Origin of the sequence: Citrobacter sp. CFNIH10, assembly GCF_002934585.1 — a bacterium.
In the GTDB taxonomy this organism is placed as follows: domain Bacteria; phylum Pseudomonadota; class Gammaproteobacteria; order Enterobacterales; family Enterobacteriaceae; genus Citrobacter_A; species Citrobacter_A amalonaticus.
The window spans coordinates 2793313-2819894 of the sequence record NZ_CP026216.1 but is presented as its reverse complement, the minus strand read 5'-3'; the positions used below and the strand labels follow the sequence as shown (position 1 = coordinate 2819894).

Here is a 26582-nt window from a genome sequence, read left to right as displayed (position 1 = left end):
ACTCTTACCTCTATACATAATTATGATAAGACAGTGGAGCAACTTCAATGACTCAACAACCATCGCGCGCTGGCACGTTCGGCGCAATACTGCGTGTGACCAGCGGTAATTTTCTCGAACAGTTCGATTTTTTCCTGTTTGGTTTTTACGCCACTTATATCGCAAAGACGTTTTTTCCTGCCGAAAGTGAGTTTGCCGCATTAATGCTTACTTTTGCCGTTTTTGGCTCCGGATTTTTAATGCGCCCTATCGGGGCCGTGGTGTTGGGCGCATATATCGACAGGATCGGCCGACGGAAAGGGCTGATGGTCACCCTGACGATTATGGGCTGCGGCACGCTGCTCATCGCCCTCGTGCCGGGTTATCAGACTATCGGCCTGCTGGCTCCTGTGCTGGTCCTGGTGGGGCGTCTGCTACAGGGATTTTCTGCTGGCGTCGAACTGGGCGGCGTCTCTGTTTATCTTTCTGAGATCGCCACGCCAGGCAATAAAGGCTTTTACACCAGTTGGCAATCGGCCAGCCAGCAGGTGGCGATTGTCGTCGCCGCGCTGATCGGCTACGGTCTGAATGTCACGCTGGGACACGATGAAATCTCCGAATGGGGTTGGCGAATCCCGTTCTTCATTGGCTGCATGATTATTCCGCTGATTTTTGTTCTTCGACGTTCGCTACAGGAAACTGAAGCCTTTTTACAACGTAAACACCGTCCGGACACCCGGGAAATTTTTACCACCATTGCTAAAAACTGGCGCATCATCACCGCGGGTACCCTGCTGGTGGCGATGACGACCACGACCTTTTATTTTATTACTGTCTATACCCCCACTTACGGGAGAACGGTGTTGAACCTGAGCGCGCGTGACAGCCTGGTAGTCACCATGCTGGTAGGGATTTCTAACTTCATCTGGCTGCCGATTGGCGGCGCTATCTCTGATCGGATCGGGCGACGCCCGGTGCTGATGGGCATCACCTTGCTCGCCCTCGTCACCACCTGGCCGGTGATGAACTGGCTTACCGCTGCCCCTGACTTCACCCGCATGACGCTGGTGCTGCTCTGGTTCTCGTTCTTTTTTGGCATGTATAACGGCGCGATGGTGGCGGCCCTGACCGAAGTGATGCCGGTTTATGTCCGAACCGTGGGTTTTTCGCTGGCCTTTAGTCTTGCGACAGCGATTTTCGGCGGCCTGACGCCTGCTATCTCCACCGCATTGGTCCAGTTGACCGGCGATAAGAGTTCTCCGGGGTGGTGGCTCATGTGCGCGGCGCTGTGCGGACTCGCCGCAACGGCAATGCTGTTTGTTCGTCTCAGCCGTGGCTATCAGACAGCAGAGAATAAGCTCTGAAACGCAAGCGGGCGGAGAGATATCTCCGCCCGCTTTATGTTGTCTCTGACGTTTACTTCGCCGTATTGTTACTGCGAATTTCCTGCCAGATCTTATCGCAATCGGCTTTGACAGCCTGATCGTTACCGGTACGTGTCGCCTGAATACACTGCTGGTAATCCAGCACACGAACACTTTCCTGATTTGCAAACTGTTGATGTTGTTTTTCTTTTTTCAGCACATCCAGCACGCTCTGGCAGGCTTCGATTTTCTCGGGCGATCCCTGTGCCGTGTTGATACAGGCGCTATACGCCTCTTTCAACCGACTATCTTCTTTCGGCGCCGTTGACGGTGCGCAGGCCACCAGTCCCGGGGCCATTACGGCGATGAGTATCAGTTTTTTCATAGCATGGTCCTCAACGAGGCGGCAGGCACAAGGCCTGCCGCTGTTGGCATTAGAAGATGGTGAACGGTGCAATCACAATGAACTTCACGTCGCGCTCATCCTGGAAGATGTTGCCGTAACCGCCGCCCCAGCTCGGGATGTTGGAGTGGTTGTCATATTCGGTGAAGTGCAGTTTAAACATGGTGCCTTTCGCACGACCGTCCTGCAGGGTGTAGACCGCATCCAGGCTGTATGACGATTCTTCAATGGTACGGTTTTTGTCGTAGTACGCATCCGGGTTGCTCTGCCAGGTAGACGGTTTCGCGTCCCAGGCATACACATAAGAAGCCCCGACGGCCCAGCCTGGCAGGTTCCAGTTCTTCAGGTCATACATCGCGCCAAAGAAGACCGCTTTTTCGCCGTTGGCGTTGAAGTCTGAACGGTTATCCCACCAGATATCCAGACGACCGTTGGATGACGCATAGGTCGGCGTCATACGTTGCAGGAAGAACCCTTGCTGCCCTTCGGCCTTAACCCAGGTCCCTTCCAGACGCAGGTCAACCACTTCCGCCACTTTATAGCCGAAGGTCAACGCTTGCAGCCAGGCGGTTCCGTCATAGATATCGCTGGCGCTGCGGTCATCAACTTTGTCACGCGCACCGTAGAACTGGTAGCTAGTGGAGAACGGATTGCCACCTAAATCAAACTTGTAGCTGGCTTTGGCGAAGTACTGATCGACATAGCCTTCGGACTGACCAAAGGCGGCTTCCAGCACCAGGTCATTTTTGAAATCATACTTTGCGCCGACCGAATGGAGATAATCGACTTTGGTCTTTTTATCGCCCTGGTAGAATTTATCAACCTCAGTGTGCCATGGCGCTTTATATTCGTTGGCCCACATGTAGGAGAAACTCAGTGCGCCTGCATCGCCGTAGTCAAAGTTTGCGCCCGCTTCAGCACCCTGATAGGTACCTGGCATAAAGCTCCAGTGCGGTGCTAACAGCGTCTGACCAGTAGGCTGAATATAACCGGCACGCGCCCAGGCTGGGCCGTATTTGAATTTCGCGGCGGCCTTGTACAGACTGATTCCGCTCTTATCACCGGAGTAGTCTTCATCGTAGCCTTTGTTCTTTTTCGAGAACGCGATTTCGTTTGGATGGCCGCTGTCGCCGTTTTCTGCCATTTCAATTGCCGTAAACGCCGCCACATCGAGACCGAACATATCTGCTGCATAGCCGGACTGGAAATCCAGGTTGGCGTTCCAGGTCGCGTGAGAAAGGTTGGTTTTGTACTTATCTCCGTCGGTGACATCTTTACGATCGCGTTCACGCTGCCAGTAATAAATGCCGCCCGTCAGGGTTGAATCATCGATAAAGCCTTCGGCCTGTGCCTGCGGAACAACGACCAGACCTGACAGTGCTGTGATACCGGCGATAGCCAACGCCAGCGCACTACGTTTGCCACTAAACGTACGCATATGTTAATCCTCTTTGACGTATAAATTGCTGTTGCCAAAGGCAAAACAGCGAAAAAATAAAAAAGTAAAAGTAGCACTGAAAAAAAACCTCACTGACTACAGTGATAGACTATTTTTCGCGACGCGAATTATCAATATCTTTCTGTAACGAGAATGTAAGAGTATGAGCAACCGCACATAATTCATTGCTTCCTGTTACATTTTATTCATCCATCAAAAAATACCGTAAATGCTGCAAATTCTCTTTGTTTTCCAGAAAGATGAACGAGATTTCATGACACTATCTGTTTTTTTGCGAGCGTTATCGATAACAGACGGTTGTTAATGGCATTATTTTGTGAATGGGAATTAATTCGCTTCGCAAAGCGAGATTTTTCGTTGATCAGAAGATAAAAAAACGCCGCAGAATGCGGCGCTTGAAGGTAGCATTGCGGCAGCTTATTCGCCGACTTTCGCCCAGGTGTCACGCAGGCCAACGGTGCGGTTAAACACCAGCTTCTCTGCGCTGGCGTAACGGCTGTCCAGGCAGAAGTAACCTTCGCGCTCAAACTGGAACGCTTTCCCTGCTACCGCGGCTTTCAGCGACGGTTCAGCAAACCCCTGTTTGATCACCAGCGATTCCGGGTTCATCACAGAGAGGAAATCTTCCGCCGCGCCTGGATTTGGTACGCTGAACAGACGATCGTAGAGACGAATTTCGACTGGCAGCGCGTGTGCGGCGCTAACCCAGTGGATCACACCTTTCACTTTACGGCCATCTGCCGGATCTTTGCTCAGGGTATCTGCATCATAGGTACAGAAGATGGTGGTAATAGTGCCTTCCGCATCTTTTTCCACGCGTTCTGCTTTCACCACGTAGGCGTTGCGCAGACGCACTTCTTTACCCATCACCAGACGCTTGTACTGCTTGTTGGCTTCTTCGCGGAAATCAGCGCGATCGATCCAGATTTCACCGCTGAAAGGAACTTCACGCGTGCCCATTTCCGGTTTGTTCGGATGGTTAGGCATGGTGACCATTTCGCTTTCACCCTGCGGGTAGTTCTCGATAACCAGTTTCACCGGATCAATAACCGCCATCGCACGCGGGGCGTTTTCGTTCAGGTCTTCGCGGATACAAGATTCCAGCGACGCCATTTCGATCGTATTGTCCTGCTTGGTCACGCCAATGCGTTTGCAGAATTCACGGATCGCCGCTGCGGTATAGCCACGACGACGCAGACCAGAGATCGTCGGCATACGCGGATCGTCCCAGCCTTCAACGTGCTTGTCAGCCACCAGCAGGTTCAGCTTACGCTTGGACATCACCGTGTATTCCAGATTCAGGCGCGAGAATTCATACTGGCGCGGATGAACCGGAATCGTGATGTTGTCGAGCACCCAGTCGTACAGACGACGGTTGTCCTGGAATTCCAGGGTACACAGAGAGTGGGTAATACCTTCCAGCGCATCGCTGATGCAGTGGGTGAAGTCGTACATCGGGTAGATGCACCACTTGTTGCCGGTCTGATGGTGCTCGGCAAATTTAATGCGGTACAGAACCGGATCGCGCATCACGATAAACGGCGACGCCATGTCGATCTTCGCACGCAGGCAGGCTTTACCTTCTTCAAAACCGCCGGTACGCATTTTTTCAAACAGCGCGAGGTTCTCTTCGATGCTGCGATCGCGGAACGGACTGTTTTTGCCAGGCTGAGTCAGCGTGCCACGGTATTCGCGGATCTGCTCCGGCGTCAGCTCATCGACATACGCCAGACCTTTGTTGATCAGTTCAACCGCATAAGCGTGCAGTTGATCAAAGTAATCTGAGGAGTAGCGAACGTTGCCAGCCCAGTGAAAACCTAACCACTCAACGTCGTTTTTGATCGAATCAACGTACTCGATATCTTCTTTTACCGGGTTGGTGTCATCGAAACGCAGGTTGCACTGGCCCTGGTAGTCTTGCGCGATACCAAAGTTCAGGCAGATGGATTTCGCGTGGCCAATGTGCAGATAGCCATTTGGCTCCGGCGGAAAACGGGTATGGACTGTGGTGTGCTTACCACTGGCCAGATCTTCATCGATGATCTGACGAATAAAGTTACTCGGGCGGGCTTCAGCCTCACTCATCGTGGATTCCTCAAAGCGTAAACAACGTATAACGGCATATGATCTTATAAGCCGGACTGACTGACAACCTTTAGTTACTGAAAAAGTGGCGTTGAAGAAAAATAGGAGGGAATTTGCTGCAAAAAAAAGCGGCGGAGGTTTCCCCCGCCGCTTCATGTTGCCGGATGGCGTCTTATACCTTATCCGACCTACCCTTTGATCTCATACAGTGGCGTTTGACCGGCAACCACGTGACCGTCGGCTTTAATCACCAGGCCGCTGAAATCGTCGATGTTGCTGCATACCACCGGACTAATCATAGAGCGCGCGTTTGCGTTCAGGTAATCCAGATCCATTTCCAGAATCGGCTGACCCGCGGTCACTTCCGCGCCCTCTTCTACCAGACGCGTGAAGCCCTGGCCGTTCAGCGCGACGGTATCGATACCCATGTGGACAACGATTTCCGCGCCTTTCTCGGTTTCCAGACAGAACGCATGATTGGTATTGAAGATTTTCACAATCGTGCCCGCTGCCGGAGAAACTACGGTTTTATCCGTTGGTTTTACCGCAACACCGTCACCCACCGCTTTGCTGGCGAACGCTTCGTCAGGCACCTGCTCCAGCGCAACCACATCACCGGTTACCGGAGAAAGCAGTTCGGCAATGGTCACCGCATTCGGTACAGCCTGCGGTTTAGTTGCTGCCTGAGACGCGACAGGTGCTGCAGTGGCTTCAGCCGCCGCAACCGGACCGGTTGTTTTCATCGCGTTGGCGATTTTCTCAGCCACGAAGCCGACGATAATCTGCACGCTGGTTTTGTTCAGACGAATCACACCAGAAGCACCCAGGCGTTTCGCCAGACCTTCATTCACCAGCGACGAGTCTTTTACGCTCAGACGCAGACGGGTGATGCAGGCGTCAATACCGGTGAGGTTATCAGAACCACCGATGGCGGCGATGTACTGACGCGCAAGGGCAGAAACGTCCTGCTCTTTATCGCTGCTCACATTGAGGTCCTGACCGTCCGCTTCGCTGCCAGCCACAGCCAGTTCGCGACCCGGCGTCATCAGGTTGAATTTGGTGATAACGAAACGGAACACCACGTAGTAGATGGCAAAGAACACCAGACCCTGCGGGATCAGCATCCACCACTGGGTCGCCAGCGGGTTACGGGAAGAAAGCACCATATCCACCAGACCCGCGCTGAAGCCGAAGCCAGCAATCCAATGCATGCTCGCTGCGATGAATACAGAGATCCCGGTCAGGACGGCGTGGATCACATACAGAACCGGCGCAACGAACATGAAGGAGAATTCCAGCGGTTCAGTGATACCGGTAAAGAATGCCGCAAACGCCCCAGCCATCATAATACCCAGCACTTTCGCCTTGTTCTCAGGACGCGCGCAGTGGTAGATAGCCAGCGCCGCACCCGGCAGACCAAACATCATGATTGGGAAGAAGCCCGCCTGATAACGACCGGTAATCCCGACAACTGCTTTACCCGATTCAATAGACTGGGCGCCGCCGAGGAAGTTAGGAATGTCGTTAATCCCCGCAACGTCGAACCAGAATACGGAGTTCAGGGCGTGATGCAGACCCACCGGAATCAACAGACGGTTAAAGAAGGCGTAGATACCCGCACCGGTTGAGCCCAGTTTTTGAATGTGTTCACCGAAGTTAACCAGACCGTCGAAAATTACCGGCCAGATGTACATCATGATGAACGCCACAACGATCATCACAAAAGAGGTGAGGATCGGTACCAGACGGCGCCCGCTGAAGAAGGAGAGCGCTTTCGGCAACTCAACGCTACTAAAGCGGTTGTACAGTTCAGCAGAGATAATACCGACAAGGATACCCACGAACTGGTTGCTGATCTTACCGAAAGCAGCAGGCACCTGGTCTGCAGGGATCTTCTGAATCATGGAAACCGCCGCCGGAGAACAGAGCGTGGTCAGCACCAGGAAGCCCACAAAACCGGTCAGCGCCGCAGCACCGTCTTTATCTTTAGACATACCGTAAGCCACACCGATAGCAAACAGTACGGACATGTTATCGATAATGGCGGAACCGGACTTAATGAAGAACGCCGCAAGGGCGTTGTCTCCACCCCAACCTACCGGGTCGATCCAATAGCCGACCCCCATCAATATTGCCGCCGCAGGCAGCGTGGCGACCGGCACCATTAGCGCACGGCCTACCTTTTGCAGATAACCTAGAATACTCACTTTCTTCCCCCTTTGAGACCCCGTTAAGGCTCGCTTTAAGCTGTGTTTTTATTTTGTCACTAACTTATTGAAATTCAGTTGTTGCTTTACTGGCATTGTGAGTGTGTAAAAATTTAATTCGTACCGCAAATTAAAAGCGTGTTTTTTGTGAGTTTAGTCACCAAATATCGTTATATTCACTCCCTTTTACTGGCTATGTGGGAAAACTTATTTTATCATTCAAAAAATCAAGACAGATTGACCCAACTGATGCATGCCAGGTTACGCTTTGCCATGCACCTGAACAATCCGTCAACGGCTTACATTTACTTTCTGAGGTGAAGAATGAGACTGATTCCCCTGACTTCCGCTGAACAGGTCGGCAAATGGGCGGCACGCCATATCGTTAATCGCATCAACGCGTTCAAACCGACAGCCGATCGTCCGTTTGTTCTGGGTCTGCCGACAGGCGGCACGCCGTTGACAGCGTATAAAGCCTTAGTCGAAATGCACAAAGCGGGCCAGGTTAGCTTCAAACACGTCGTGACGTTCAATATGGACGAATATGTCGGCTTGCCAAAAGAGCATCCGGAAAGCTACTACAGCTTCATGCATCGCAATTTCTTTGACCATGTTGATATTCCAGCAGAAAATATCAACCTGCTCAACGGCAACGCGCCGGACATCGACGCCGAATGCCGTCAGTATGAAGAAAAGATCCGTTCCTACGGTAAAATCCACCTGTTCATGGGGGGTGTCGGCAATGATGGTCATATCGCCTTTAACGAACCGGCTTCGTCGCTGGCTTCTCGTACCCGTATCAAAACCCTGACGCATGACACCCGTGTGGCAAACTCCCGTTTCTTTGACGGCGACGTGGATCAGGTACCGAAGTACGCGCTGACCGTTGGCGTGGGTACCCTGCTGGACGCTGAAGAAGTGATGATTCTGGTGCTGGGTTCGCAGAAAGCGCAGGCGCTGCAGGCTGCGGTGGAAGGCAATGTGAACCACATGTGGACCATCAGCTGTCTGCAACTGCATCCGAAAGCGGTTGTGGTGTGCGATGAGCCATCCACAATGGAACTGAAAGTTAAGACACTGAAATATTTCAACGAGTTAGAAGCCGAAAATATCAAAGGTCTGTAATGTAGTCTCCGCCCTGTTTTATGTTCAGGGCGGCATTTTTTTGAAATCGGGGGTCGGAATGTATGCTTTAACCCAGGGCCGGATCTTCACCGGTCACGAAATTCTTGATGACCATGCGATTGTTGTCGCCAATGGCCTGATTGACCGCGTTTGTCCTGTGGCAGAACTGCCGCCAGAGATCGAACAACGTTCAGTGAACGGGGCCATTCTTTCCCCCGGCTTTATCGATGTCCAGCTCAACGGCTGCGGCGGCGTGCAGTTTAACGACACGGCAGAAGCCGTCACCATTGAAACGCTGGAGATCATGCAGAAGGCCAACGAGAAATCGGGCTGCACCAACTACCTGCCTACGCTGATTACCACCAGCGACGATCTCATGAAGCAAGGCATTCGCGTGATGCGTGAATACCTGGCCAAACATCCGAATCAGGCGCTGGGTCTGCACCTGGAAGGCCCGTGGCTGAACCTGGTGAAAAAAGGGACGCACAATCCGAGCTTTGTCCGTCAACCTGACGCTGCGCTGGTCGATTTCCTGTGCGATAATGCCGACGTAATCACCAAAGTGACGCTGGCGCCGGAAATGGTTCCTGCGGAAGTGATCAGCAAGTTGGCGAATGCCGGGATTGTAGTCTCCGCCGGGCACTCCAACGCCACGCTGAAAGAAGCGAAAGCCGGGTTCCGTGCAGGTATCACCTTTGCTACACATCTGTTCAATGCGATGCCTTATATCACCGGACGCGAACCGGGCCTGGCAGGTGCGATTCTGGATGAAGCTGATATCTATTGCGGCGTGATTGCCGACGGTCTGCACGTTGACTACGCCAATATCCGCAACGCCAAACGGCTGAAAGGCGACAAACTGTGCCTGGTGACGGATGCGACTGCGCCGGCAGGGGCAAATATTGAACAGTTCATTTTTGCTGGTAAAACAATATACTACCGCAATGGACTCTGTGTAGATGAGAACGGGACGCTGAGCGGTTCATCACTAACCATGATTGAAGGCGTGCGTAATCTGGTTGAACATTGCGGTATCGCACTCGACGAAGTGCTGCGCATGGCGACCCTCTACCCTGCGCGTGCCATCGGTGTTGAGAAACACCTCGGCAGTATCGCGGCGGGTAAAGTGGCGAACCTGACCGCTTTCACACACGACTTTAAAATCATCAAGACCATCGTTAATGGTAACGAGGTCGTTACTGAGTAAGAGAAAGTATGACACCAGGCGGACAAGCTCAAATAGGTAATGTTGATCTCGTAAAACAGCTTAACAGCGCGGCCGTTTACCGCCTGATTGACCAGCATGGGCCAATCTCGCGGATCCAGATTGCCGAACAAAGCCAGCTTGCCCCCGCCAGCGTAACCAAAATTACGCGTCAACTGATTGAACGCGGACTGATCAAAGAAGTCGATCAACAGGCCTCCACCGGAGGCCGCCGCGCCATCTCTATCGTCACCGAAACCCGCAGTTTTCACGCCATTGGCGTGCGTCTTGGCCGCCACGACGCGACCATCACCCTGTTCGACCTGAGCAGCAAAGTGCTGGCGGAAGAGCACTATCCTCTGCCCGAACGGACGCAGGAAACGCTGGAACACGCGTTGCTCAACGCCATTACCGCTTTTATTGACAGCAATCAGCGCAAAATCCGCGAGCTCATCGCCATTTCCGTGATTCTGCCGGGGCTTGTCGATCCGGAAAGCGGCAAGATCCACTATATGCCGCATATTCAGGTGGAGAACTGGGGACTGGTTGAGGCACTGGAAAAGCGGTTCCTCGTCACCTGTTTTGTCGGTCACGATATCCGCAGTCTGGCGCTGGCAGAGCACTACTTTGGTGCAAGTCAGGATTGTGAAGACTCCATTCTGGTGCGCGTCCACCGCGGAACAGGCGCTGGAATCATCTCTAACGGGCGAATTTTTATTGGTCGTAACGGCAACGTTGGCGAGATTGGTCACATCCAGGTTGAACCATTGGGCGAGCGCTGCCACTGCGGCAACTTCGGTTGTCTGGAAACCATTGCTGCAAACGCGGCGATTGAACATCGCGTTCTTAATCTGCTCAAGCAAGGTTACCAGAGCCGTGTTCCGCTGGAAGACTGCACGATCAAAACCATCTGCAAGGCGGCAAATAAGGGCGACAGCCTGGCTTCTGAGGTGATCGAGCACGTCGGGCGTCATCTGGGCAAAACCATTGCGATCGCCATCAACTTGTTTAATCCACAAAAAGTCGTGATTGCCGGTGAGATCACCGAAGCCGATAAAGTGCTGTTACCCGCCATTGAAAGTTGCATTAATACGCAGGCGCTGAAGGCGTTTCGCGCGAATTTGCCCGTGGTGCGTTCTACGTTGGATCACCGCTCAGCCATCGGTGCGTTTGCGCTGGTAAAACGCGCTATGCTCAACGGTATTTTGCTCCAGCATTTGCTGGAAAACTGATGCGCTCTTATAGTATCGGATTAATAACACATCTCCTGGGTAGTTCATGACCATTAAGAATGTCATTTGTGATATCGACGGCGTGCTAATGCACGACAACGTCGCCGTACCGGGTGCGGCGGAATTTTTGACTGGCGTAATGGAAAAAGGCCTGCCGCTGGTGCTGTTGACCAATTACCCGTCGCAGACCGGCCAGGATCTGGCGAACCGTTTCGCGACGGCTGGCGTCAATGTGCCGGACAGCGTGTTTTATACCTCGGCCATGGCGACCGCCGATTTCCTGCGTCGTCAGGAAGGGAAAAAGGCATATGTGGTCGGCGAAGGCGCACTGATCCACGAATTGTATAAAGCCGGTTTCACCATTACCGATGTAAACCCGGATTTCGTTATCGTTGGCGAGACCCGTTCCTACAACTGGGACATGATGCACAAAGCAGCTTACTTTGTGGCCAACGGCGCACGCTTTATCGCTACCAACCCGGACACTCACGGTCGCGGGTTTTATCCGGCCTGTGGCGCGCTCTGTGCAGGTATCGAAAAAATCTCCGGTCGTAAACCGTTCTACGTTGGTAAACCCAGTCCGTGGATCATTCGCGCGGCGTTAAATAAAATGCAGGCGCACTCGGAAGAGACGGTCATTGTCGGCGATAACCTGCGCACCGATATTCTCGCGGGCTTCCAGGCGGGACTCGAAACCATTCTGGTGCTCTCCGGCGTTTCCACGCTGGATGACATCGACAGTATGCCGTTCCGCCCGAGCTGGATTTATCCCTCCGTCGCCGAAATCGACGTTATTTAACCCAGACCACGTCCCAGGACGTGGTTTTTCATTTTCGTCTTCTGAAAAAATCACACCATTCAACAAAAACGGCAAAAAACTGATAATTCATCAATGAATATGCTCAATACGTAATCTTTTTTCACCATTCAGCAATAGCCATTGCGTTTTTTCTTTTTCAGACCGCAAACCCCTTGCGCCTCTTGTTTCTTTGCGGCATTTTCTTTAGCAAGCAAACACAAAAAGCATTACGCAACAGGTTAACGGAGAAGGTTATGTGTTCAATTTTCGGCGTATTCGATATTAAGTCAGATGCAGGTGAACTGCGTAAAAAAGCGCTTGAGCTGTCACGCCTGATGCGCCATCGCGGCCCGGACTGGTCCGGTATTTATGCCTGTGATAAGGCCATTCTGGCCCATGAACGTCTGTCGATTGTCGACGTCAACGCCGGTGCGCAGCCGCTGTATAACGAAAAGAAAACCCACGTGCTGGCCGTCAACGGTGAAATCTATAACCACCAGGCGCTGCGTGCAGAATATGGCGATCGCTACGCGTTCCAGACCGGCTCTGACTGCGAAGTGATCCTCGCGCTGTATCAGGAAAAAGGCGTAGAGTTTCTTGACGACCTGCAAGGGATGTTTGCCTTCGCGCTGTATGACAGCGAGCAGGATGCATATTTGATTGGTCGCGACCATATCGGCATTATCCCGCTGTATATGGGCTACGACGAATTCGGCAACCTGTATGTGGCGTCAGAGATGAAAGCGCTGGTGCCGGTGTGCCGCACCATTAAAGAGTTCCCGGCGGGGAGCTATCTGTGGAGCAAAGACGGTGAAATCCGTCAGTACTATCAGCGTGACTGGTTCGATTTTGACGCGGTAAAAGATAACGTTACCGACAAAAACGAACTGCGTCAGGCGCTGGAAGATTCCGTCAAAAGCCACCTGATGTCAGACGTGCCTTACGGCGTGCTGCTCTCTGGCGGCCTGGACTCTTCCGTTATCTCAGCCATCACCAAAAAATTCGCCGCCCGTCGTGTCGAAGATGACGAACGTTCTGAAGCCTGGTGGCCGCAACTCCACTCCTTCGCCGTCGGTCTGGAAGGCTCTCCGGATCTGAAAGCCGCGCAGGAAGTGGCGAACCATCTGGGGACCGTACACCATGAGATTCACTTTACGGTACAGGAAGGGCTGGACGCGATCCGCGACGTGATTTATCACATCGAAACCTACGATGTCACCACCATTCGCGCCTCCACGCCGATGTACTTAATGTCGCGTAAGATCAAGGCGATGGGCATCAAAATGGTGCTGTCTGGCGAAGGGTCGGATGAAGTGTTCGGCGGCTATCTCTATTTCCATAAGGCGCCAGACGCCAAAGAACTGCACGAAGAGACCGTACGTAAACTCCAGGCGCTGCATATGTTCGACTGCGCCCGCGCCAACAAGGCGATGTCGGCCTGGGGGGTGGAAGCACGCGTCCCGTTCCTGGATAAAAAATTCCTCGACGTGGCGATGCGCATCAACCCGGAAGATAAAATGTGCGGCAACGGCAAGATGGAAAAACATATCCTTCGCGAATGTTTTGAATCCTATCTGCCGGCAAGCGTCGCATGGCGTCAGAAAGAGCAGTTCTCCGACGGTGTGGGTTACAGTTGGATCGACACCCTGAAAGAGGTGGCCGCTAAGCAAGTTTCCGATCAGCAACTGGAAACCGCCCGCTTCCGCTTCCCGTACAACACGCCGTCCTCAAAAGAAGCGTATCTGTACCGCGAGATCTTCGAAGAGTTGTTCCCGGTACCAAGCGCCGCAGAATGTGTACCGGGTGGCCCTTCCGTCGCCTGCTCTTCTGCTAAGGCGATCGAATGGGACGAAGCGTTCAAAACCATGAACGATCCATCCGGTCGCGCAGTGGGTGTTCACCAGTCCGCTTATCAATAAGCCACGCTGATGAAAAAGGGCCTTTCGGGGCCCTTTTTTGATCCTGAAAAACGGTTCAGAAAGCGATTAATAACCAATAATTGCCGAATATTGCGCCACGCTGTTCGCAACCTAACCAAACAGTCACATTCCGGGCGTTTTCGATGAAAAAGGGGTTGACGCTTCAAGGCTCAATACGCATAATGCGCCCCGCAACGCCGATAAGGTAAGCGCGAAAAAAGAGGGCTACGTAGCTCAGTTGGTTAGAGCACATCACTCATAATGATGGGGTCACAGGTTCGAATCCCGTCGTAGCCACCATCTTTTTTGCGGGAGTGGCGAAATTGGTAGACGCACCAGATTTAGGTTCTGGCGCCGCAAGGTGTGCGAGTTCAAGTCTCGCCTCCCGCACCATTCCCATAAAAGCGTTGCACGGATGGGGTATCGCCAAGCGGTAAGGCACCGGTTTTTGATACCGGCATTCCCTGGTTCGAATCCAGGTACCCCAGCCATTTTTCTTCGAGTTTGCGGATTACCGCGACGGTCATTGGGGTATCGCCAAGCGGTAAGGCACCGGTTTTTGATACCGGCATTCCCTGGTTCGAATCCAGGTACCCCAGCCATCGAAGAAACACCCTGGCTACGTAGCTCAGTTGGTTAGAGCACATCACTCATAATGATGGGGTCACAGGTTCGAATCCCGTCGTAGCCACCATATTCAGAACACGTTAGTTTCTTTAAACGGGTTCAAAGACAATTTGTTGGGGTATCGCCAAGCGGTAAGGCACCGGATTCTGATTCCGGCATTCCGAGGTTCGAATCCTCGTACCCCAGCCAAATTTCAAGATGTACTGCAGCATTGAGGTATCTCCAGGCTGTAAAGCACCGGGCTGAGTCCGGCACGAGATAACCGACATACCATTGGGGTATCGCCAAGCGGTAAGGCACCGGATTCTGATTCCGGCATTCCGAGGTTCGAATCCTCGTACCCCAGCCACATCAGAAAAGCTCGCTTCGGCGAGCTTTTTGCTTTTCTACTCACCCCCAACGAACAGGCCTGATAAGCGTACCGCCATCAGGCCTTTATCAACGCTACAGCCCTAACGCGTATTTCAGCGCCTGACGTTTTAACACGCCAGCGCGTTCAGCCGCCATTAGTCCAAGGTTACGAATAATTCGCAGCGGCTGCAGATCATTACTGAATCCGGCGTAGAACAGATCCATCCCGCTTTGCATGATGAAGTTATCCGCCATGCGCCGGGTCTGGTAACGTTTCAGAACCGGCTGACTCGCCCAGGCCTCGCCATAACTGCGGGCATTCACCAGCACATCAATCAGCGCATCCACGTCGCGATAGCCCAGGTTTACCCCCTGCCCGGCCAGCGGATGAATGGTGTGCGCCGCATCACCAACCAGCGCCAGCCCCGGCTGCACATATTGTAGGGCATGACGGCGCGTCAGCGGAAACGCACCTGCCGCGACGGGCATCACCTGTCCCAGACGCGCCGGGAAATGCTTCGCGATCTCCGTCTGAAGCTGCGACATACTTAGCCCCTGCAACTGACGGATCCGCGCCGGTGAGTCATACCACACCAGCGATGCCCAGTTATCGAACAGCGGCAGAAACGCGCGCGGCCCCTCCGGCGTAAACTGCTGCCAGGTGCTGTCACCAGGGTCATTCTCGCACTGAACGGTAATCAGCATACAGGATTGCGCATACTGCCAGGCGTGAATGCCAATGCCGGCCATCTGCCGCACCTGCGAATTTGCGCCATCCGCGCCAATCACCAGTTTTGCGGTGATTCGCTCGCCACCGGCCAGTTCCAGCTCATGACGTTCGTTATGGCGATGCAGCGCAATCAGCGAAGCCGGAACCCGCAGCGTCACTTTCGGATGCGCTTCCAGCGCCTGCCAGAGCGCCTGTTGCAGAACGTTGTTTTCAACCATATACCCAAGTAGCGGCAGCTTCAGTTCGCTGGCGTCAAACACCACATGTGCGTTTTCCCACTCCCAGGTTTCCAGTCGACGATAGGGATGACTGCGCATCCCCTGCACGGCATCCCAGACGCCGAGTCCCTTCAGCAGTGAAACCGAGGCGGCGCTGATCGCCGAAATACGCACGTCCGGCTGGCTGTGTGCAACAAACGGCGCAGGCGCGGCGTGTTCAATCACCGTTACTGTGAAGCCGTGTTGTGCCAGTCCCAGCGCCAGTGCGCCACCGACCATTCCCCCGCCGACAATGGCAATTTCCGTTGGTTGATTTGTCATGGTCAATCATCCTGTTGCATGAATAAGACAAGTTTACAGGATTTTTTACCCCTTGAGGCTGATAACGGTCATACTGGTCACCAGGGCAGCAAAGCATTACACTATGCGCCCTGCAATTCAGCCACTATTTCGCAAGAGCAAGTCGATGACCAAAAAACTCCATATTAAAACCTGGGGCTGTCAGATGAACGAATACGATTCATCGAAGATGGCCGATCTGCTGGATGCCACTCACGGGTATCAACTGACCGATGTGGCGGAAGAAGCGGATGTGCTGCTGCTGAATACCTGCTCAATCCGCGAGAAGGCTCAGGAAAAAGTCTTCCATCAGTTGGGCCGCTGGAAGCTCTTGAAAGAGAAAAATCCCGATCTGATCATCGGCGTCGGCGGGTGTGTGGCGTCTCAGGAAGGCGATCATATCCGCCAACGCGCGCATTATGTCGACATTATCTTCGGGCCGCAAACGCTGCATCGCCTGCCGGAAATGATTAACTCCGTTCGCGGCAACCGTAGTCCGGTTGTTGATATTAGCTTCCCGGAGATCGAGAAGTTTGACCGCCTGCCAGAACCGCGTGCGGAAGGTCCGACCGCGTTTGTCTCTATTATGGAAGGCTGCAACAAATATTGTACTTACTGCGTGGTGCCTTACACCCGCGGTGAGGAAGTCAGCCGTCCGTCTGATGACATTCTGTTTGAAATCGCCCAGCTTGCGGCTCAGGGCGTCCGTGAAGTCAATCTGCTTGGCCAGAACGTCAACGCCTGGCGCGGACAAAACTACGACGGTACCACCGGTTCGTTCGCCGACCTGCTGCGTCTGGTTGCCGCCATTGACGGTATCGATCGCATCCGCTTCACCACCAGCCATCCGATCGAGTTCACTGACGACATTATCGACGTCTATCGCGACACGCCGGAACTGGTGAGCTTCCTGCACCTGCCGGTACAGAGCGGTTCGGATCGCGTACTGAATCTGATGGGACGTACCCACACGGCGCTGGAATATAAAGCGATCATTCGCAAGTTGCGTGCGGCACGTCCGGACATTCAAATAAGCTCCGACTTCATCGTCGGCTTCCCAGGTGAAACCACCCAGGACTTCGAGCAGACCATGAAGCTGATTGCTGACGTTAATTTCGACATGAGCTACAGCTTCATCTTCTCTGCACGTCCGGGAACGCCAGCCGCCGATATGGTCGATGATGTGCCGGAAGAAGAGAAGAAACAGCGTCTGTATATTCTTCAGGATCGCATTAACCAGCAGGCAATGGCCTGGAGCCGTCGTATGCTCGGCACCGTTCAGCGTATTCTGGTAGAAGGAACGTCGCGTAAGAGCATCATGGAATTGTCTGGTCGTACCGAAAATAACCGCGTGGTGAACTTCGAAGGCACGCCGGAGATGATTGGTAAATTTGTCGATGTGGAAATTACCGATGTCTGGACCAACTCACTGCGCGGGAAAGTGGTGCGTACCGAAGACGAAATGGGTCTGCGCATTGCAGAAACCCCGGAATCGGTGATTGCGCGAACCCGTAAAGAGAACGAGATTGGCGTCGGGTTCTGGCAGCCTTAATTCTGCTGAAAACATCAAAATGCCCGATAACGCTGCGCTTATCGGGCCTACAAAGCACGACGCTTCATAGGCCCGATAAGGCTCTTGTATTTCCTCTCTGCGCCCCCATCTTTATTCCAGTGCTTGCGCCTTTCACCCGTGGCGTGAATAATTTCCTGACAGGCCGGTGAATGTTCGCCTTCCGGCTCCCTATGCATAAGAGGAACAGTTTGAACACAGACACTCGCGAAATTACCCTTGAGCCCGCAGACAACGCCCGCCTGCTGAGCCTTTGCGGCCCGTTTGACGACAACATCAAACAGCTGGAACGCCGTCTCGGCATCGAGATTAACCGCCGTGACAACCATTTTAAACTGACCGGTCGCCCGATTTGCGTCACCGCTGCGGCAGATATCCTGCGCAGCCTGTATGTCGATACTGCGCCGATGCGCGGCCAGACGCAGGATATCGAACCGGAACAAATCCACCTTGCGATTAAAGAAGCGCGTGTGCTTGAGCAGAGCGCTGAGAGCGTTCCCGAGTACGGCAAAGCGGTCAATATCAAAACCAAGCGTGGTGTGATTAAACCGCGTACACCTAATCAGGCGCAGTACATCGCCAACATTCTCGACCATGACATCACCTTCGGCGTCGGTCCTGCCGGTACAGGGAAAACCTACCTCGCCGTTGCCGCTGCCGTGGATGCCCTTGAGCGCCAGGAGATCCGCCGTATTCTACTGACCCGTCCGGCGGTTGAAGCCGGGGAAAAACTGGGCTTCCTGCCAGGCGATTTGAGCCAGAAGGTCGACCCGTATCTGCGCCCGCTGTATGACGCCCTGTTCGAAATGCTCGGCTTCGAGAAAGTTGAAAAGCTGATTGAGCGCAACGTGATTGAAGTGGCTCCGCTGGCCTATATGCGCGGACGTACACTGAACGATGCCTTTATCATTCTTGATGAAAGTCAGAACACCACTATCGAACAGATGAAGATGTTCCTGACCCGTATCGGCTTTAACTCGAAGGCGGTGATTACCGGCGACGTCACGCAGATTGACCTGCCGCGCAACATCAAATCGGGTCTGCGCCATGCCGTTGAGGTGCTGGCAGAGGTCGACGAGATCAGCTTTAACTTCTTCCACAGCGAAGACGTCGTGCGCCACCCGGTGGTAGCCCGTATCGTTAACGCCTATGAAGCCTGGGAAGAAGCCGAACAAAAACGTAAAGCCGAGCTGGCTGCCGAGCGCAAGCGTGAAGCTCAGGAACAACAGGAACAGAAATGAGTCAGGTGATCCTTGATTTGCAACTGGCGTGTGAGAACAACAACGGTTTGCCGGAAGAGAGCCAGTTTCAGGCCTGGTTGAATGCGGTTATCCCGCAATTTCAGGAAGAATCAGAAGTGACGATTCGCCTGGTGGACGAGGCCGAAAGCCACGACCTCAATCTGACCTATCGTGGGAAAGATAAGCCGACCAACGTGCTCTCTTTTCCGTTTGAAGCGCCGCCAGGGATTGAAATGCCGCTGCTCGGTGATTTGATCATCTGCCGTCAGGTAGTTGAACAGGAAGCCCGGGATCAAGGTAAGCCGCTGGATGCCCACTGGGCGCACATGGTCGTCCACGGCAGCCTGCATTTGCTGGGTTACGATCATATCGAAGACGACGAGGCAGAAGAGATGGAATCCCTCGAGACAGAGATTATGCTTGCTCTGGGCTATGAGGATCCGTACATTGCCGAGAAGGAATAAGCGACCGGGCGAATGCCCGGTGGTTTCTGGTGATGCCATGCGCTGAGTTTGCGCGCATTGAGCAAGAGATTAACTAACAAGAGAACCCATACGACGCCATGAGCGACGACAATTCACACAGTAGTGACACGTTAAACAGCAAGAAGGGATTTTTCTCCCTGTTACTGAGCCAACTTTTCCACGGTGAACCGAAAAACCGTGATGAATTGCTGGCGCTGATCCGTGATTCCGGGCAGAACGACCTTATCGATGAAGATACGCGCGATATGCTCGAAGGGGTGATGGACATTGCGGACCAGCGCGTTCGCGACATCATGATTCCCCGCTCCCAGATGATTACCCTGAAACGCAACCAGACGCTGGACGAATGCCTCGATGTCATCATCGAGTCCGCCCACTCGCGTTTTCCGGTGATCAGCGAAGACAAAGATCACATTGAAGGGATTCTGATGGCCAAGGACTTGCTGCCGTTTATGCGCAGCGATGCCGAAGCCTTCAGCATGGAGAAAGTGTTACGCCAGGCCGTTGTCGTCCCGGAGAGCAAACGCGTTGACCGTATGCTCAAAGAGTTTCGCTCTCAGCGTTACCATATGGCTATCGTCATCGACGAATTCGGCGGTGTCTCTGGTCTGGTCACCATTGAAGATATCCTCGAACTGATCGTCGGTGAAATCGAAGATGAATACGACGAAGAAGATGATATCGACTTCCGTCAGCTCAGTCGCCATACCTGGACCATTCGCGCGCTCGCGCCGATCGAAGACTTCAATGATGCCTTCGGCACCAGCTTTAGCGACGAAGAAGTCGATACCATTGGGGGTCTGGTGATGCAGGCGTTTGGTCACCTGCCCGCACGGGGTGAAACCATTGATATCGATGGTTACCAGTTCAAAGTGGCCATGGCCGACAGCCGTCGTATTATTCAGGTTCACGTCAGAATTCCGGATGACTCCCCCCAGCCAAAACTGGACGAATAACACCGAACGGGAAGAAGAACTCAATGGCTTTTGCCTCATTACTTGAACGCCAGCGCATTCGCCTGCTGCTGGCGTTATTATTCGGTACCTGCGGTACGCTGGCTTTTTCTCCTTATGACATCTGGCCCGCTGCGATTGTGTCGCTGATGGGCTTGCAGGCACTCACCCTGAATCGTCGCCCGCGTCAGTCAGCTGCTATCGGCTATTTCTGGGGACTGGGACTCTTCGGTACAGGTATCAACTGGGTTTACGTCAGCATCGCGCAGTTTGGCGGGATGCCAGGCCCGGTGAACGTCTTCCTTGTGGTGCTACTCGCGGCATACCTTTCGCTGTATACCGGACTGTTTGCTGGCGTGCTTGCGCGTCTGTGGCCGAAAACCAGCTGGCTGCGGGTTGCTATTGCTGCGCCGGTGGTCTGGCAGCTAACGGAATTTCTGCGTGGCTGGGTGCTGACCGGATTTCCATGGCTGCAGTTCGGCTACAGTCAGATCGACGGCCCGCTGAAAGGGCTGGCACCGGTCATGGGTGTCGAAGCCATAAACTTCCTGTTGATGATGGTCAGCGGATTGCTGGTTCTCTCGCTGGTCAGCCGTAACTGGCGTCCGCTGGTGGTCGCCATCGTTCTTTTCGCGCTCCCTTTCCCACTGCGCTATATCCAGTGGTTCACCCTGGAGCCGGAAAGAACAACCCGCGTGTCGCTGGTTCAGGGCAATATCCCGCAGTCGTTGAAATGGGACGAAGGCCAGTTGATGAATACGCTCAAGATCTATCTGGATGCGACGCAGCCCGAAATGGGGAAATCGCAGCTGATCATCTGGCCGGAATCCGCCATTCCGGATCTGGAAATCAACCAGCAGCGCTTTCTGGGCATGCTGGATGACCTGTTGCGTTCGAAGAACAGCTCGCTGATTACCGGTATTGTCGATGCGCGACTGAACAAGCAAAACCGTTACGACACCTACAACACCATCATCACGTTGGGGAAAGACAATCCTTACCGTTATGACTCCACCAACCGCTACAACAAAAACCATCTGGTGCCGTTTGGTGAGTTTGTGCCGCTGGAATCCATTCTTCGCCCCTTAGCGCCGTTCTTTGACCTGCCGATGTCCTCGTTCAGCCGTGGCCCGTACATTCAGCCGCAGCTGCATGCGCACGGTTTAGCACTGACCGCCGCGATTTGCTACGAGATCATTCTGGGTGAACAGGTACGCGATAACTTCCGCCCGGACACGGACTTTCTGCTAACCATCTCCAACGATGCGTGGTTTGGTAAGTCGATTGGTCCTTGGCAGCATTTCCAGATGGCGCGGATGCGCTCGCTGGAGCTGGCACGCCCCCTGCTGCGCAGTACTAACAACGGTATTACAGCGGTGATTGGTCCGCAGGGCGAGATTCAGGCGATGATCCCGCAATTTACGCGCCAGGTGTTAACCGCCGATGTAACGCCAACAACAGGCTTAACGCCATATGCTCGCACTGGCAACTGGCCGCTGTGGTTCCTGACCGCGCTGTTCGGTTTTGCCGCCGTGTTAATGAGTTTGCGTCAACGTCGTAAATAATCGATTTCTCCCTGCATCAGGCCGGATAACCGCGCTTACGCGTCTTATCCGGCCTACCATTCTCCATTCTCTTCTTCCATTCTGGCACGTCTATTGCTTTGTTAACAAAGGCAAACCTGTTTTTGGCGTTCAGCGCAACGTCGTCGCACTAAAGCAGTTCACCAGTAGCACCGAAACGGTGCAACGAGGGATTTTTGCCTCTAAACGGTGCGGCGCACTTCGCAAAAATAAACAATAACGCAGCAATATCTTTACATTAAGCCAGGCTAAATGTTAACAAACAGGTAAAACACTGCACGCTTAAGTTGCAGGTGATAACAACACAGACACTCACAATAGGTATCACTGCGTCGACGGCGCAGACGATAAGGAGTTGGATATGCAATTACGTAAGCTAGCCGCAGCAATGCTGGTAATGGGAATGTCAGCCGGTCTGGTACATGCGGAAGATGCGGCCCCTGCCGCAGGCAGCACGCTGGACAAGATCGCCAAAAACGGCGTTATCGTCGTCGGTCACCGTGAATCCTCCGTGCCGTTCTCTTATTACGACAATCAGCAGAAAGTGGTGGGTTATTCTCAGGATTACTCCAACGCCATCGTTGAAGCCGTGAAGAAGAAGCTGAACAAGCCCGATCTGCAGGTGAAGCTGATCCCGATTACGTCGCAGAACCGTATTCCGCTGCTGCAAAACGGCACTTTCGACTTTGAGTGCGGGTCCACCACCAACAACCTTGAGCGCCAGAAACAGGCCGCTTTCTCTGACACCATCTTTGTCGTCGGCACCCGTCTGCTGGCGAAAAAAGGCGGCGACATTAAAGACTTCCCGGACCTGAAAGGTAAAGCGGTTGTTGTCACCTCAGGTACCACCTCTGAAATTCTGCTGCACAAGCTGAACGACGAGCAAAAAATGGATATGCGTATCATCAGCGCTAAAGACCACGGTGACTCTTTCCGTACCCTGGAAAGCGGTCGCGCCGTTGCCTTTATGATGGATGATGCCCTGCTGGCCGGTGAACGCGCGAAGGCGAAGAAACCGGACAACTGGGAAATCGTCGGCAAACCACAGTCTCAGGAAGCTTACGGCTGCATGCTGCGTAAGAACGATCCTGAGTTCAAAAAGCTGATGGATGACACCATCGCCCAGGCGCAGACTTCAGGCGAAGCCGCGAAATGGTTTGATAAGTGGTTCAAAAATCCGATCCCACCGAAAAACCTGAACATGAACTTCGAACTGTCGGACGAAATGCAAGCGCTGTTCAAAGAACCGAATGATAAAGCACTTAACTAACTAGAACGAAATGGGGCGGGAACTCCTTGCCCTCTCGATTGCTATGCAGCACGGACAGACTATATGCCTGATGGTCGTTCCCCATCAGGCCTGAAAACCGAAGTACGCTGGATAACAATCTTCGAGGGTAGCGCTGCTACCCTTATTTTTTCGGAGTAGATGTATGTCAATAGACTGGAACTGGGGCATTTTTTTACAACAGGCCCCATTCGGCAACACCACCTATCTCGGCTGGCTCTGGAGCGGTTTCCAGGTTACCGTCGCACTTTCCATCACCGCCTGGATCATTGCCTTCCTGGTCGGTTCTTTATTTGGCATTTTACGCACCGTCCCGAATCGCTTCTTTTCCGGGATCGGCACCCTGTATGTAGAACTGTTCCGTAACGTACCGCTGATCGTCCAGTTCTTCACCTGGTATCTGGTGGTGCCTGAACTGCTGCCAGAAGATCTTGGCATGTGGTTTAAGGCAGAACTGGATCCCAATATTCAGTTCTTCGTATCGTCCATGCTCTGTCTGGGGCTGTTTACCGCCGCGCGCGTTTGCGAACAGGTTCGTGCCGCCATTCAGTCACTGCCACGCGGTCAAAAAAACGCAGCGCTGGCGATGGGACTAACCCTGCCGCAGGCCTACCGCTACGTGTTGTTGCCTAACGCCTATCGGGTGATCGTCCCGCCAATGACCTCTGAGATGATGAACCTGGTGAAAAACTCCGCCATCGCCTCGACCATCGGTCTGGTCGATATGGCCGCGCAGGCCGGGAAGCTGCTCGATTACTCGGCGCATGCCTGGGAGTCATTTACCGCCATTACCCTGGCGTACGTGTTGATTAATGCCTTCATCATGCTGGTGATGAGTCTGGTGGAACGTAAAATCCGCCTGCCTGGCAATCTGGGAGGCAAATAATGTACGAATTCGACTGGAGTTCAATTGTCCCTTCCCTGCCCTATCTGCTGGATGGGCTGCTCATTACGCTGAAAATTACCGTCACCGCGGTGATTATCGGTATTGTCTGGGGCACTATTCTCGCCGTTATGCGCCTTTCCAGTTTTGCGCCTGTCGCCTGGTTTGCTAAAGCGTACGTTAACGTCTTCCGCTCCATCCCGCTGGTGATGGTACTGTTGTGGTTCTATCTGATTGTGCCGGGGCTATTACAGGACGTACTGGGGCTGTCGCCGAAAACCGATATTCGCCTGATTTCGGCAATGGTCGCATTTTCGATGTTTGAAGCCGCCTATTACTCCGAAATTATCCGTGCGGGCATCCAGAGTATTTCCCGCGGACAGTCAAGTGCGGCGCTGGCGTTGGGGATGACCCACTGGCAGTCAATGAAGCTCATCATTTTGCCGCAGGCGTTTCGCGCAATGGTGCCGCTGCTGCTGACGCAGGGTATCGTCCTGTTCCAGGATACGTCTCTGGTGTACGTCTTAAGTCTCGCGGATTTCTTCCGCACTGCGTCTACGATTGGCGAGCGTGATGGTACACAGGTCGAAATGATCCTGTTTGCCGGTGCCGTTTACTTTGTTATCAGCCTGAGCGCGTCGTTGTTGGTCAGCTATTTGAAGAAAAGGACAGTTTAATGATTACCCTGAAAAATGTTTCTAAATGGTATGGTCACTTTCAGGTGCTGACCGACTGCTCCACGGAAGTGAAAAAAGGCGAAGTGGTGGTCGTCTGCGGCCCGTCAGGTTCCGGAAAGTCGACGCTGATCAAAACCGTTAACGGCCTGGAGCCGGTGCAAAAAGGTGAAATCACCGTGAACGGTATTATGGTCAACGACAAAAAAACCGATCTGGCGAAGTTACGCTCACGCGTCGGGATGGTGTTCCAGCACTTTGAGCTGTTCCCGCATCTGTCGATTATTGAAAACCTGACCCTGGCGCAGGTAAAAGTGCTTAAGCGTGATAAAGCCCCGGCGCGTGAAAAAGCGCAGAAGTTGCTGGAACGCGTGGGCCTTGCCGCGCATGCCAATAAATATCCAGCGCAGCTTTCCGGCGGCCAGCAGCAGCGTGTGGCGATTGCCCGCGCGCTGTGTATGGATCCTATCGCCATGCTGTTCGATGAACCCACTTCGGCGCTTGATCCAGAGATGATCAACGAAGTACTGGACGTTATGGTTGAACTGGCCAACGAAGGGATGACCATGATGGTGGTGACCCATGAAATGGGCTTTGCCCGCAAAGTGGCGAATCGGGTGATCTTTATGGACGAAGGGAAAATCGTTGAGGACTCACCGAAAGAAGAGTTCTTCGCTAACCCGAAATCCGAACGCGCAAAAGACTTCCTCGCCAAAATCCTGCATTAATCTTTTCGGCGCGCATGTCAGAGTGCGCGCCATCTCACGCTTTCTTGCCTCGCTCCTCGAATCATTTTCACCCCAGCGTTACCCTTGCGACAATGTAGCATTCATAAGGAGCAACAATGGCACTGCCAATAATCATAGATTGCGACCCGGGTCATGATGACGCGATCGCACTGGTTCTCGCCCTCGCCTCACCGGAACTTGACGTTAAAGCCATCACCTCATCCGCAGGAAACCAGACACCCGATAAAACGCTACGCAACGTATTGCGAATGTTAACGCTGCTGAACCGCACGGACATTCCAGTGGCGGGCGGCGCGCCCAAGCCCCTGATGCGTGAACTGATCATTGCCGATAACGTCCACGGTGAAAGCGGACTGGATGGCCCGGCGCTACCGGAACCCGCCTTTGCGCCGCAGCCATGCACCGCCGTTGAGCTGATGGCAAAGACGTTGCGCGAGAGCACACAACCGGTCACCCTTGTCTCAACCGGGCCGCAAACCAACGTCGCACTGTTGCTGAACAGCCATCCTGAACTGCGTGACAAAATCGCCCGTATCGTGATCATGGGCGGCGCGATGGGGTTGGGCAACTGGACGCCTGCCGCCGAATTCAATATCTATGTCGACCCTGAAGCCGCAGAAATCGTCTTCCAGTCGGGGATTCCGGTGGTGATGGCCGGTCTGGACGTCACGCATAAAGCACAAATTCATGTCGCAGATACCGAACGCTTCCGCGCCATTGGTAACCCGGTTTCCACGATCGTTGCTGAACTACTCGACTTCTTCCTCGAGTATCATAAAGACGAGAAATGGGGATTTATCGGCGCACCGCTGCACGACCCGTGCACCATCGCCTGGCTGTTGAAACCCGAACTGTTTACCACCGTTGAACGCTGGGTTGGGGTGGAAACTCAGGGGAAATACACTCAGGGGATGACCGTGGTGGACTATTACTTCCTGACGGGCAATAAACCGAATGCCACCGTGATGGTGGATGTCGATCGTCAGGGATTTGTAGACCTGCTGGCAGAACGGCTACAGTTTTACGCGTGACCAATGCCGGACGGTGCTGACGCTTATTCGGCCTACGTAATGAGTCACCGTAGGCCTGATAAGATGCGTCAACCTCGGCATCAG

General features: G+C 53.5%; 21 protein-coding genes and 7 tRNA genes. 23 read left to right on the top strand and 5 right to left on the bottom strand.

Annotation, left to right across the window (positions count from 1 at the left end):
• The first annotated feature begins 47 nt into the window (after positions 1-47).
• Positions 48-1343, top strand: coding sequence for a tricarballylate/proton symporter TcuC (gene tcuC, locus C2U53_RS16940; RefSeq protein ID WP_104446147.1), 1296 nt, complete (start codon positions 48-50; stop codon positions 1341-1343).
• Positions 1344-1395: 52 nt separating this feature from the next.
• Here the strand turns inward: tcuC and chiQ are convergent, their stop codons facing one another.
• The 4 genes from chiQ to nagE all read right to left on the bottom strand — a co-directional run bounded on the left by chiQ (position 1396) and on the right by nagE (position 7497).
• Positions 1396-1728 carry a ChiQ/YbfN family lipoprotein gene (gene chiQ, locus C2U53_RS16935; protein ID WP_104446146.1) on the bottom strand — a complete coding sequence of 111 codons (333 nt, stop codon included), beginning with the start codon at positions 1726-1728 and terminating at the stop codon, positions 1396-1398.
• Between the two features lie 49 nt (positions 1729-1777).
• Positions 1778-3184 carry a chitoporin gene (gene chiP / locus C2U53_RS16930; RefSeq protein WP_043001399.1) on the bottom strand — a complete coding sequence of 469 codons (1407 nt, stop codon included), beginning with the start codon at positions 3182-3184 and terminating at the stop codon, positions 1778-1780.
• A gap of 438 nt (positions 3185-3622) precedes the next feature.
• A complete protein-coding gene (gene glnS / locus C2U53_RS16925) occupies positions 3623-5290 on the bottom strand; it encodes a glutamine--tRNA ligase (protein WP_043001400.1) in 1668 nt (555 codons plus the stop codon).
• A 188-nt stretch (positions 5291-5478) separates the two neighbouring features.
• Positions 5479-7497, bottom strand: a complete 2019-nt coding sequence (gene nagE / locus C2U53_RS16920; protein WP_072200608.1) for an N-acetylglucosamine-specific PTS transporter subunit IIBC — start codon at positions 7495-7497, stop codon at positions 5479-5481.
• Between the two features lie 324 nt (positions 7498-7821).
• On the opposite strand from nagE, the gene nagB reads away from it, so the two are divergent.
• The 12 genes from nagB to C2U53_RS16850 all read left to right on the top strand — a co-directional run bounded on the left by nagB (position 7822) and on the right by C2U53_RS16850 (position 14752).
• The gene (nagB, locus tag C2U53_RS16910) at positions 7822-8622 is read left to right on the top strand and encodes a glucosamine-6-phosphate deaminase (RefSeq protein ID WP_043001402.1); all 801 of its coding nucleotides are present in this window, start codon (positions 7822-7824) and stop codon (positions 8620-8622) included.
• Between the two features lie 58 nt (positions 8623-8680).
• On the top strand, positions 8681-9829 hold the full coding sequence (gene nagA, locus C2U53_RS16905) for an N-acetylglucosamine-6-phosphate deacetylase (RefSeq protein ID WP_104446145.1): 1149 nt from the start codon (positions 8681-8683) through the stop codon (positions 9827-9829).
• Between the two features lie 8 nt (positions 9830-9837).
• On the top strand, positions 9838-11058 hold the full coding sequence (nagC, locus tag C2U53_RS16900; RefSeq protein ID WP_104446144.1) for a DNA-binding transcriptional regulator NagC: 1221 nt from the start codon (positions 9838-9840) through the stop codon (positions 11056-11058).
• Positions 11059-11104: 46 nt separating this feature from the next.
• Positions 11105-11857 (top strand): ribonucleotide monophosphatase NagD, encoded by a 753-nt coding sequence (nagD, locus tag C2U53_RS16895; protein ID WP_042320681.1) that lies wholly within the window; start codon positions 11105-11107, stop codon positions 11855-11857.
• Between the two features lie 254 nt (positions 11858-12111).
• Complete coding sequence (gene asnB / locus C2U53_RS16885; RefSeq protein ID WP_043001405.1) at positions 12112-13776, top strand: asparagine synthase B; 1665 nt, start codon at positions 12112-12114, stop codon at positions 13774-13776.
• A gap of 223 nt (positions 13777-13999) precedes the next feature.
• Positions 14000-14076, top strand: a tRNA-Met gene (locus C2U53_RS16880).
• A gap of 8 nt (positions 14077-14084) precedes the next feature.
• Positions 14085-14169, top strand: a tRNA-Leu gene (locus tag C2U53_RS16875).
• A gap of 23 nt (positions 14170-14192) precedes the next feature.
• A tRNA-Gln gene (locus C2U53_RS16870) sits at positions 14193-14267 on the top strand.
• Between the two features lie 36 nt (positions 14268-14303).
• Positions 14304-14378: transfer RNA gene (locus tag C2U53_RS16865), tRNA-Gln, on the top strand.
• A 15-nt stretch (positions 14379-14393) separates the two neighbouring features.
• A tRNA-Met gene (locus tag C2U53_RS16860) sits at positions 14394-14470 on the top strand.
• Between the two features lie 47 nt (positions 14471-14517).
• A tRNA-Gln gene (locus C2U53_RS16855) sits at positions 14518-14592 on the top strand.
• A gap of 85 nt (positions 14593-14677) precedes the next feature.
• A tRNA-Gln gene (locus C2U53_RS16850) sits at positions 14678-14752 on the top strand.
• Between the two features lie 95 nt (positions 14753-14847).
• Here C2U53_RS16850 and ubiF read toward each other — a convergent pair.
• The gene (gene ubiF, locus C2U53_RS16845) at positions 14848-16023 is read right to left on the bottom strand and encodes a 3-demethoxyubiquinol 3-hydroxylase (protein ID WP_054176136.1); all 1176 of its coding nucleotides are present in this window, start codon (positions 16021-16023) and stop codon (positions 14848-14850) included.
• Positions 16024-16168: 145 nt separating this feature from the next.
• Between ubiF and miaB the strand changes: the two genes are divergently transcribed.
• From miaB to rihA, 10 genes are all read left to right on the top strand, one after another.
• Entirely contained in the window at positions 16169-17593 is a 1425-nt protein-coding gene (gene miaB / locus C2U53_RS16840) for a tRNA (N6-isopentenyl adenosine(37)-C2)-methylthiotransferase MiaB (RefSeq protein ID WP_043001407.1), read from the top strand.
• A 209-nt stretch (positions 17594-17802) separates the two neighbouring features.
• Positions 17803-18852, top strand: a complete 1050-nt coding sequence (locus tag C2U53_RS16835; protein ID WP_043001408.1) for a PhoH family protein — start codon at positions 17803-17805, stop codon at positions 18850-18852.
• A complete protein-coding gene (ybeY, locus tag C2U53_RS16830; protein WP_099433800.1) occupies positions 18849-19316 on the top strand; it encodes an rRNA maturation RNase YbeY in 468 nt (155 codons plus the stop codon). The genes C2U53_RS16835 and ybeY overlap by 4 nt, the downstream gene beginning before the upstream one ends.
• Before the next feature lie 98 nt (positions 19317-19414).
• On the top strand, positions 19415-20293 hold the full coding sequence (gene corC / locus C2U53_RS16825) for a CNNM family magnesium/cobalt transport protein CorC (protein ID WP_043001410.1): 879 nt from the start codon (positions 19415-19417) through the stop codon (positions 20291-20293).
• Positions 20294-20316: 23 nt separating this feature from the next.
• The gene (gene lnt, locus C2U53_RS16820; protein WP_043001411.1) at positions 20317-21855 is read left to right on the top strand and encodes an apolipoprotein N-acyltransferase; all 1539 of its coding nucleotides are present in this window, start codon (positions 20317-20319) and stop codon (positions 21853-21855) included.
• A 379-nt stretch (positions 21856-22234) separates the two neighbouring features.
• A complete protein-coding gene (locus C2U53_RS16815; RefSeq protein WP_043001412.1) occupies positions 22235-23143 on the top strand; it encodes an amino acid ABC transporter substrate-binding protein in 909 nt (302 codons plus the stop codon).
• Positions 23144-23306: 163 nt separating this feature from the next.
• Positions 23307-24047 carry a glutamate/aspartate ABC transporter permease GltJ gene (gltJ, locus tag C2U53_RS16810; protein ID WP_044256590.1) on the top strand — a complete coding sequence of 247 codons (741 nt, stop codon included), beginning with the start codon at positions 23307-23309 and terminating at the stop codon, positions 24045-24047.
• Complete coding sequence (gene gltK / locus C2U53_RS16805; RefSeq protein WP_043001414.1) at positions 24047-24721, top strand: glutamate/aspartate ABC transporter permease GltK; 675 nt, start codon at positions 24047-24049, stop codon at positions 24719-24721. The genes gltJ and gltK overlap by 1 nt, the downstream gene beginning before the upstream one ends.
• Positions 24721-25446, top strand: coding sequence for a glutamate/aspartate ABC transporter ATP-binding protein GltL (gene gltL, locus C2U53_RS16800; RefSeq protein ID WP_043001415.1), 726 nt, complete (start codon positions 24721-24723; stop codon positions 25444-25446). Before gltK ends, gltL begins: the two co-directional genes overlap by 1 nt.
• Positions 25447-25562: 116 nt before the next feature.
• Positions 25563-26498, top strand: a complete 936-nt coding sequence (gene rihA / locus C2U53_RS16795; protein WP_044256591.1) for a pyrimidine-specific ribonucleoside hydrolase RihA — start codon at positions 25563-25565, stop codon at positions 26496-26498.
• Positions 26499-26582: the final 84 nt, after the last annotated feature.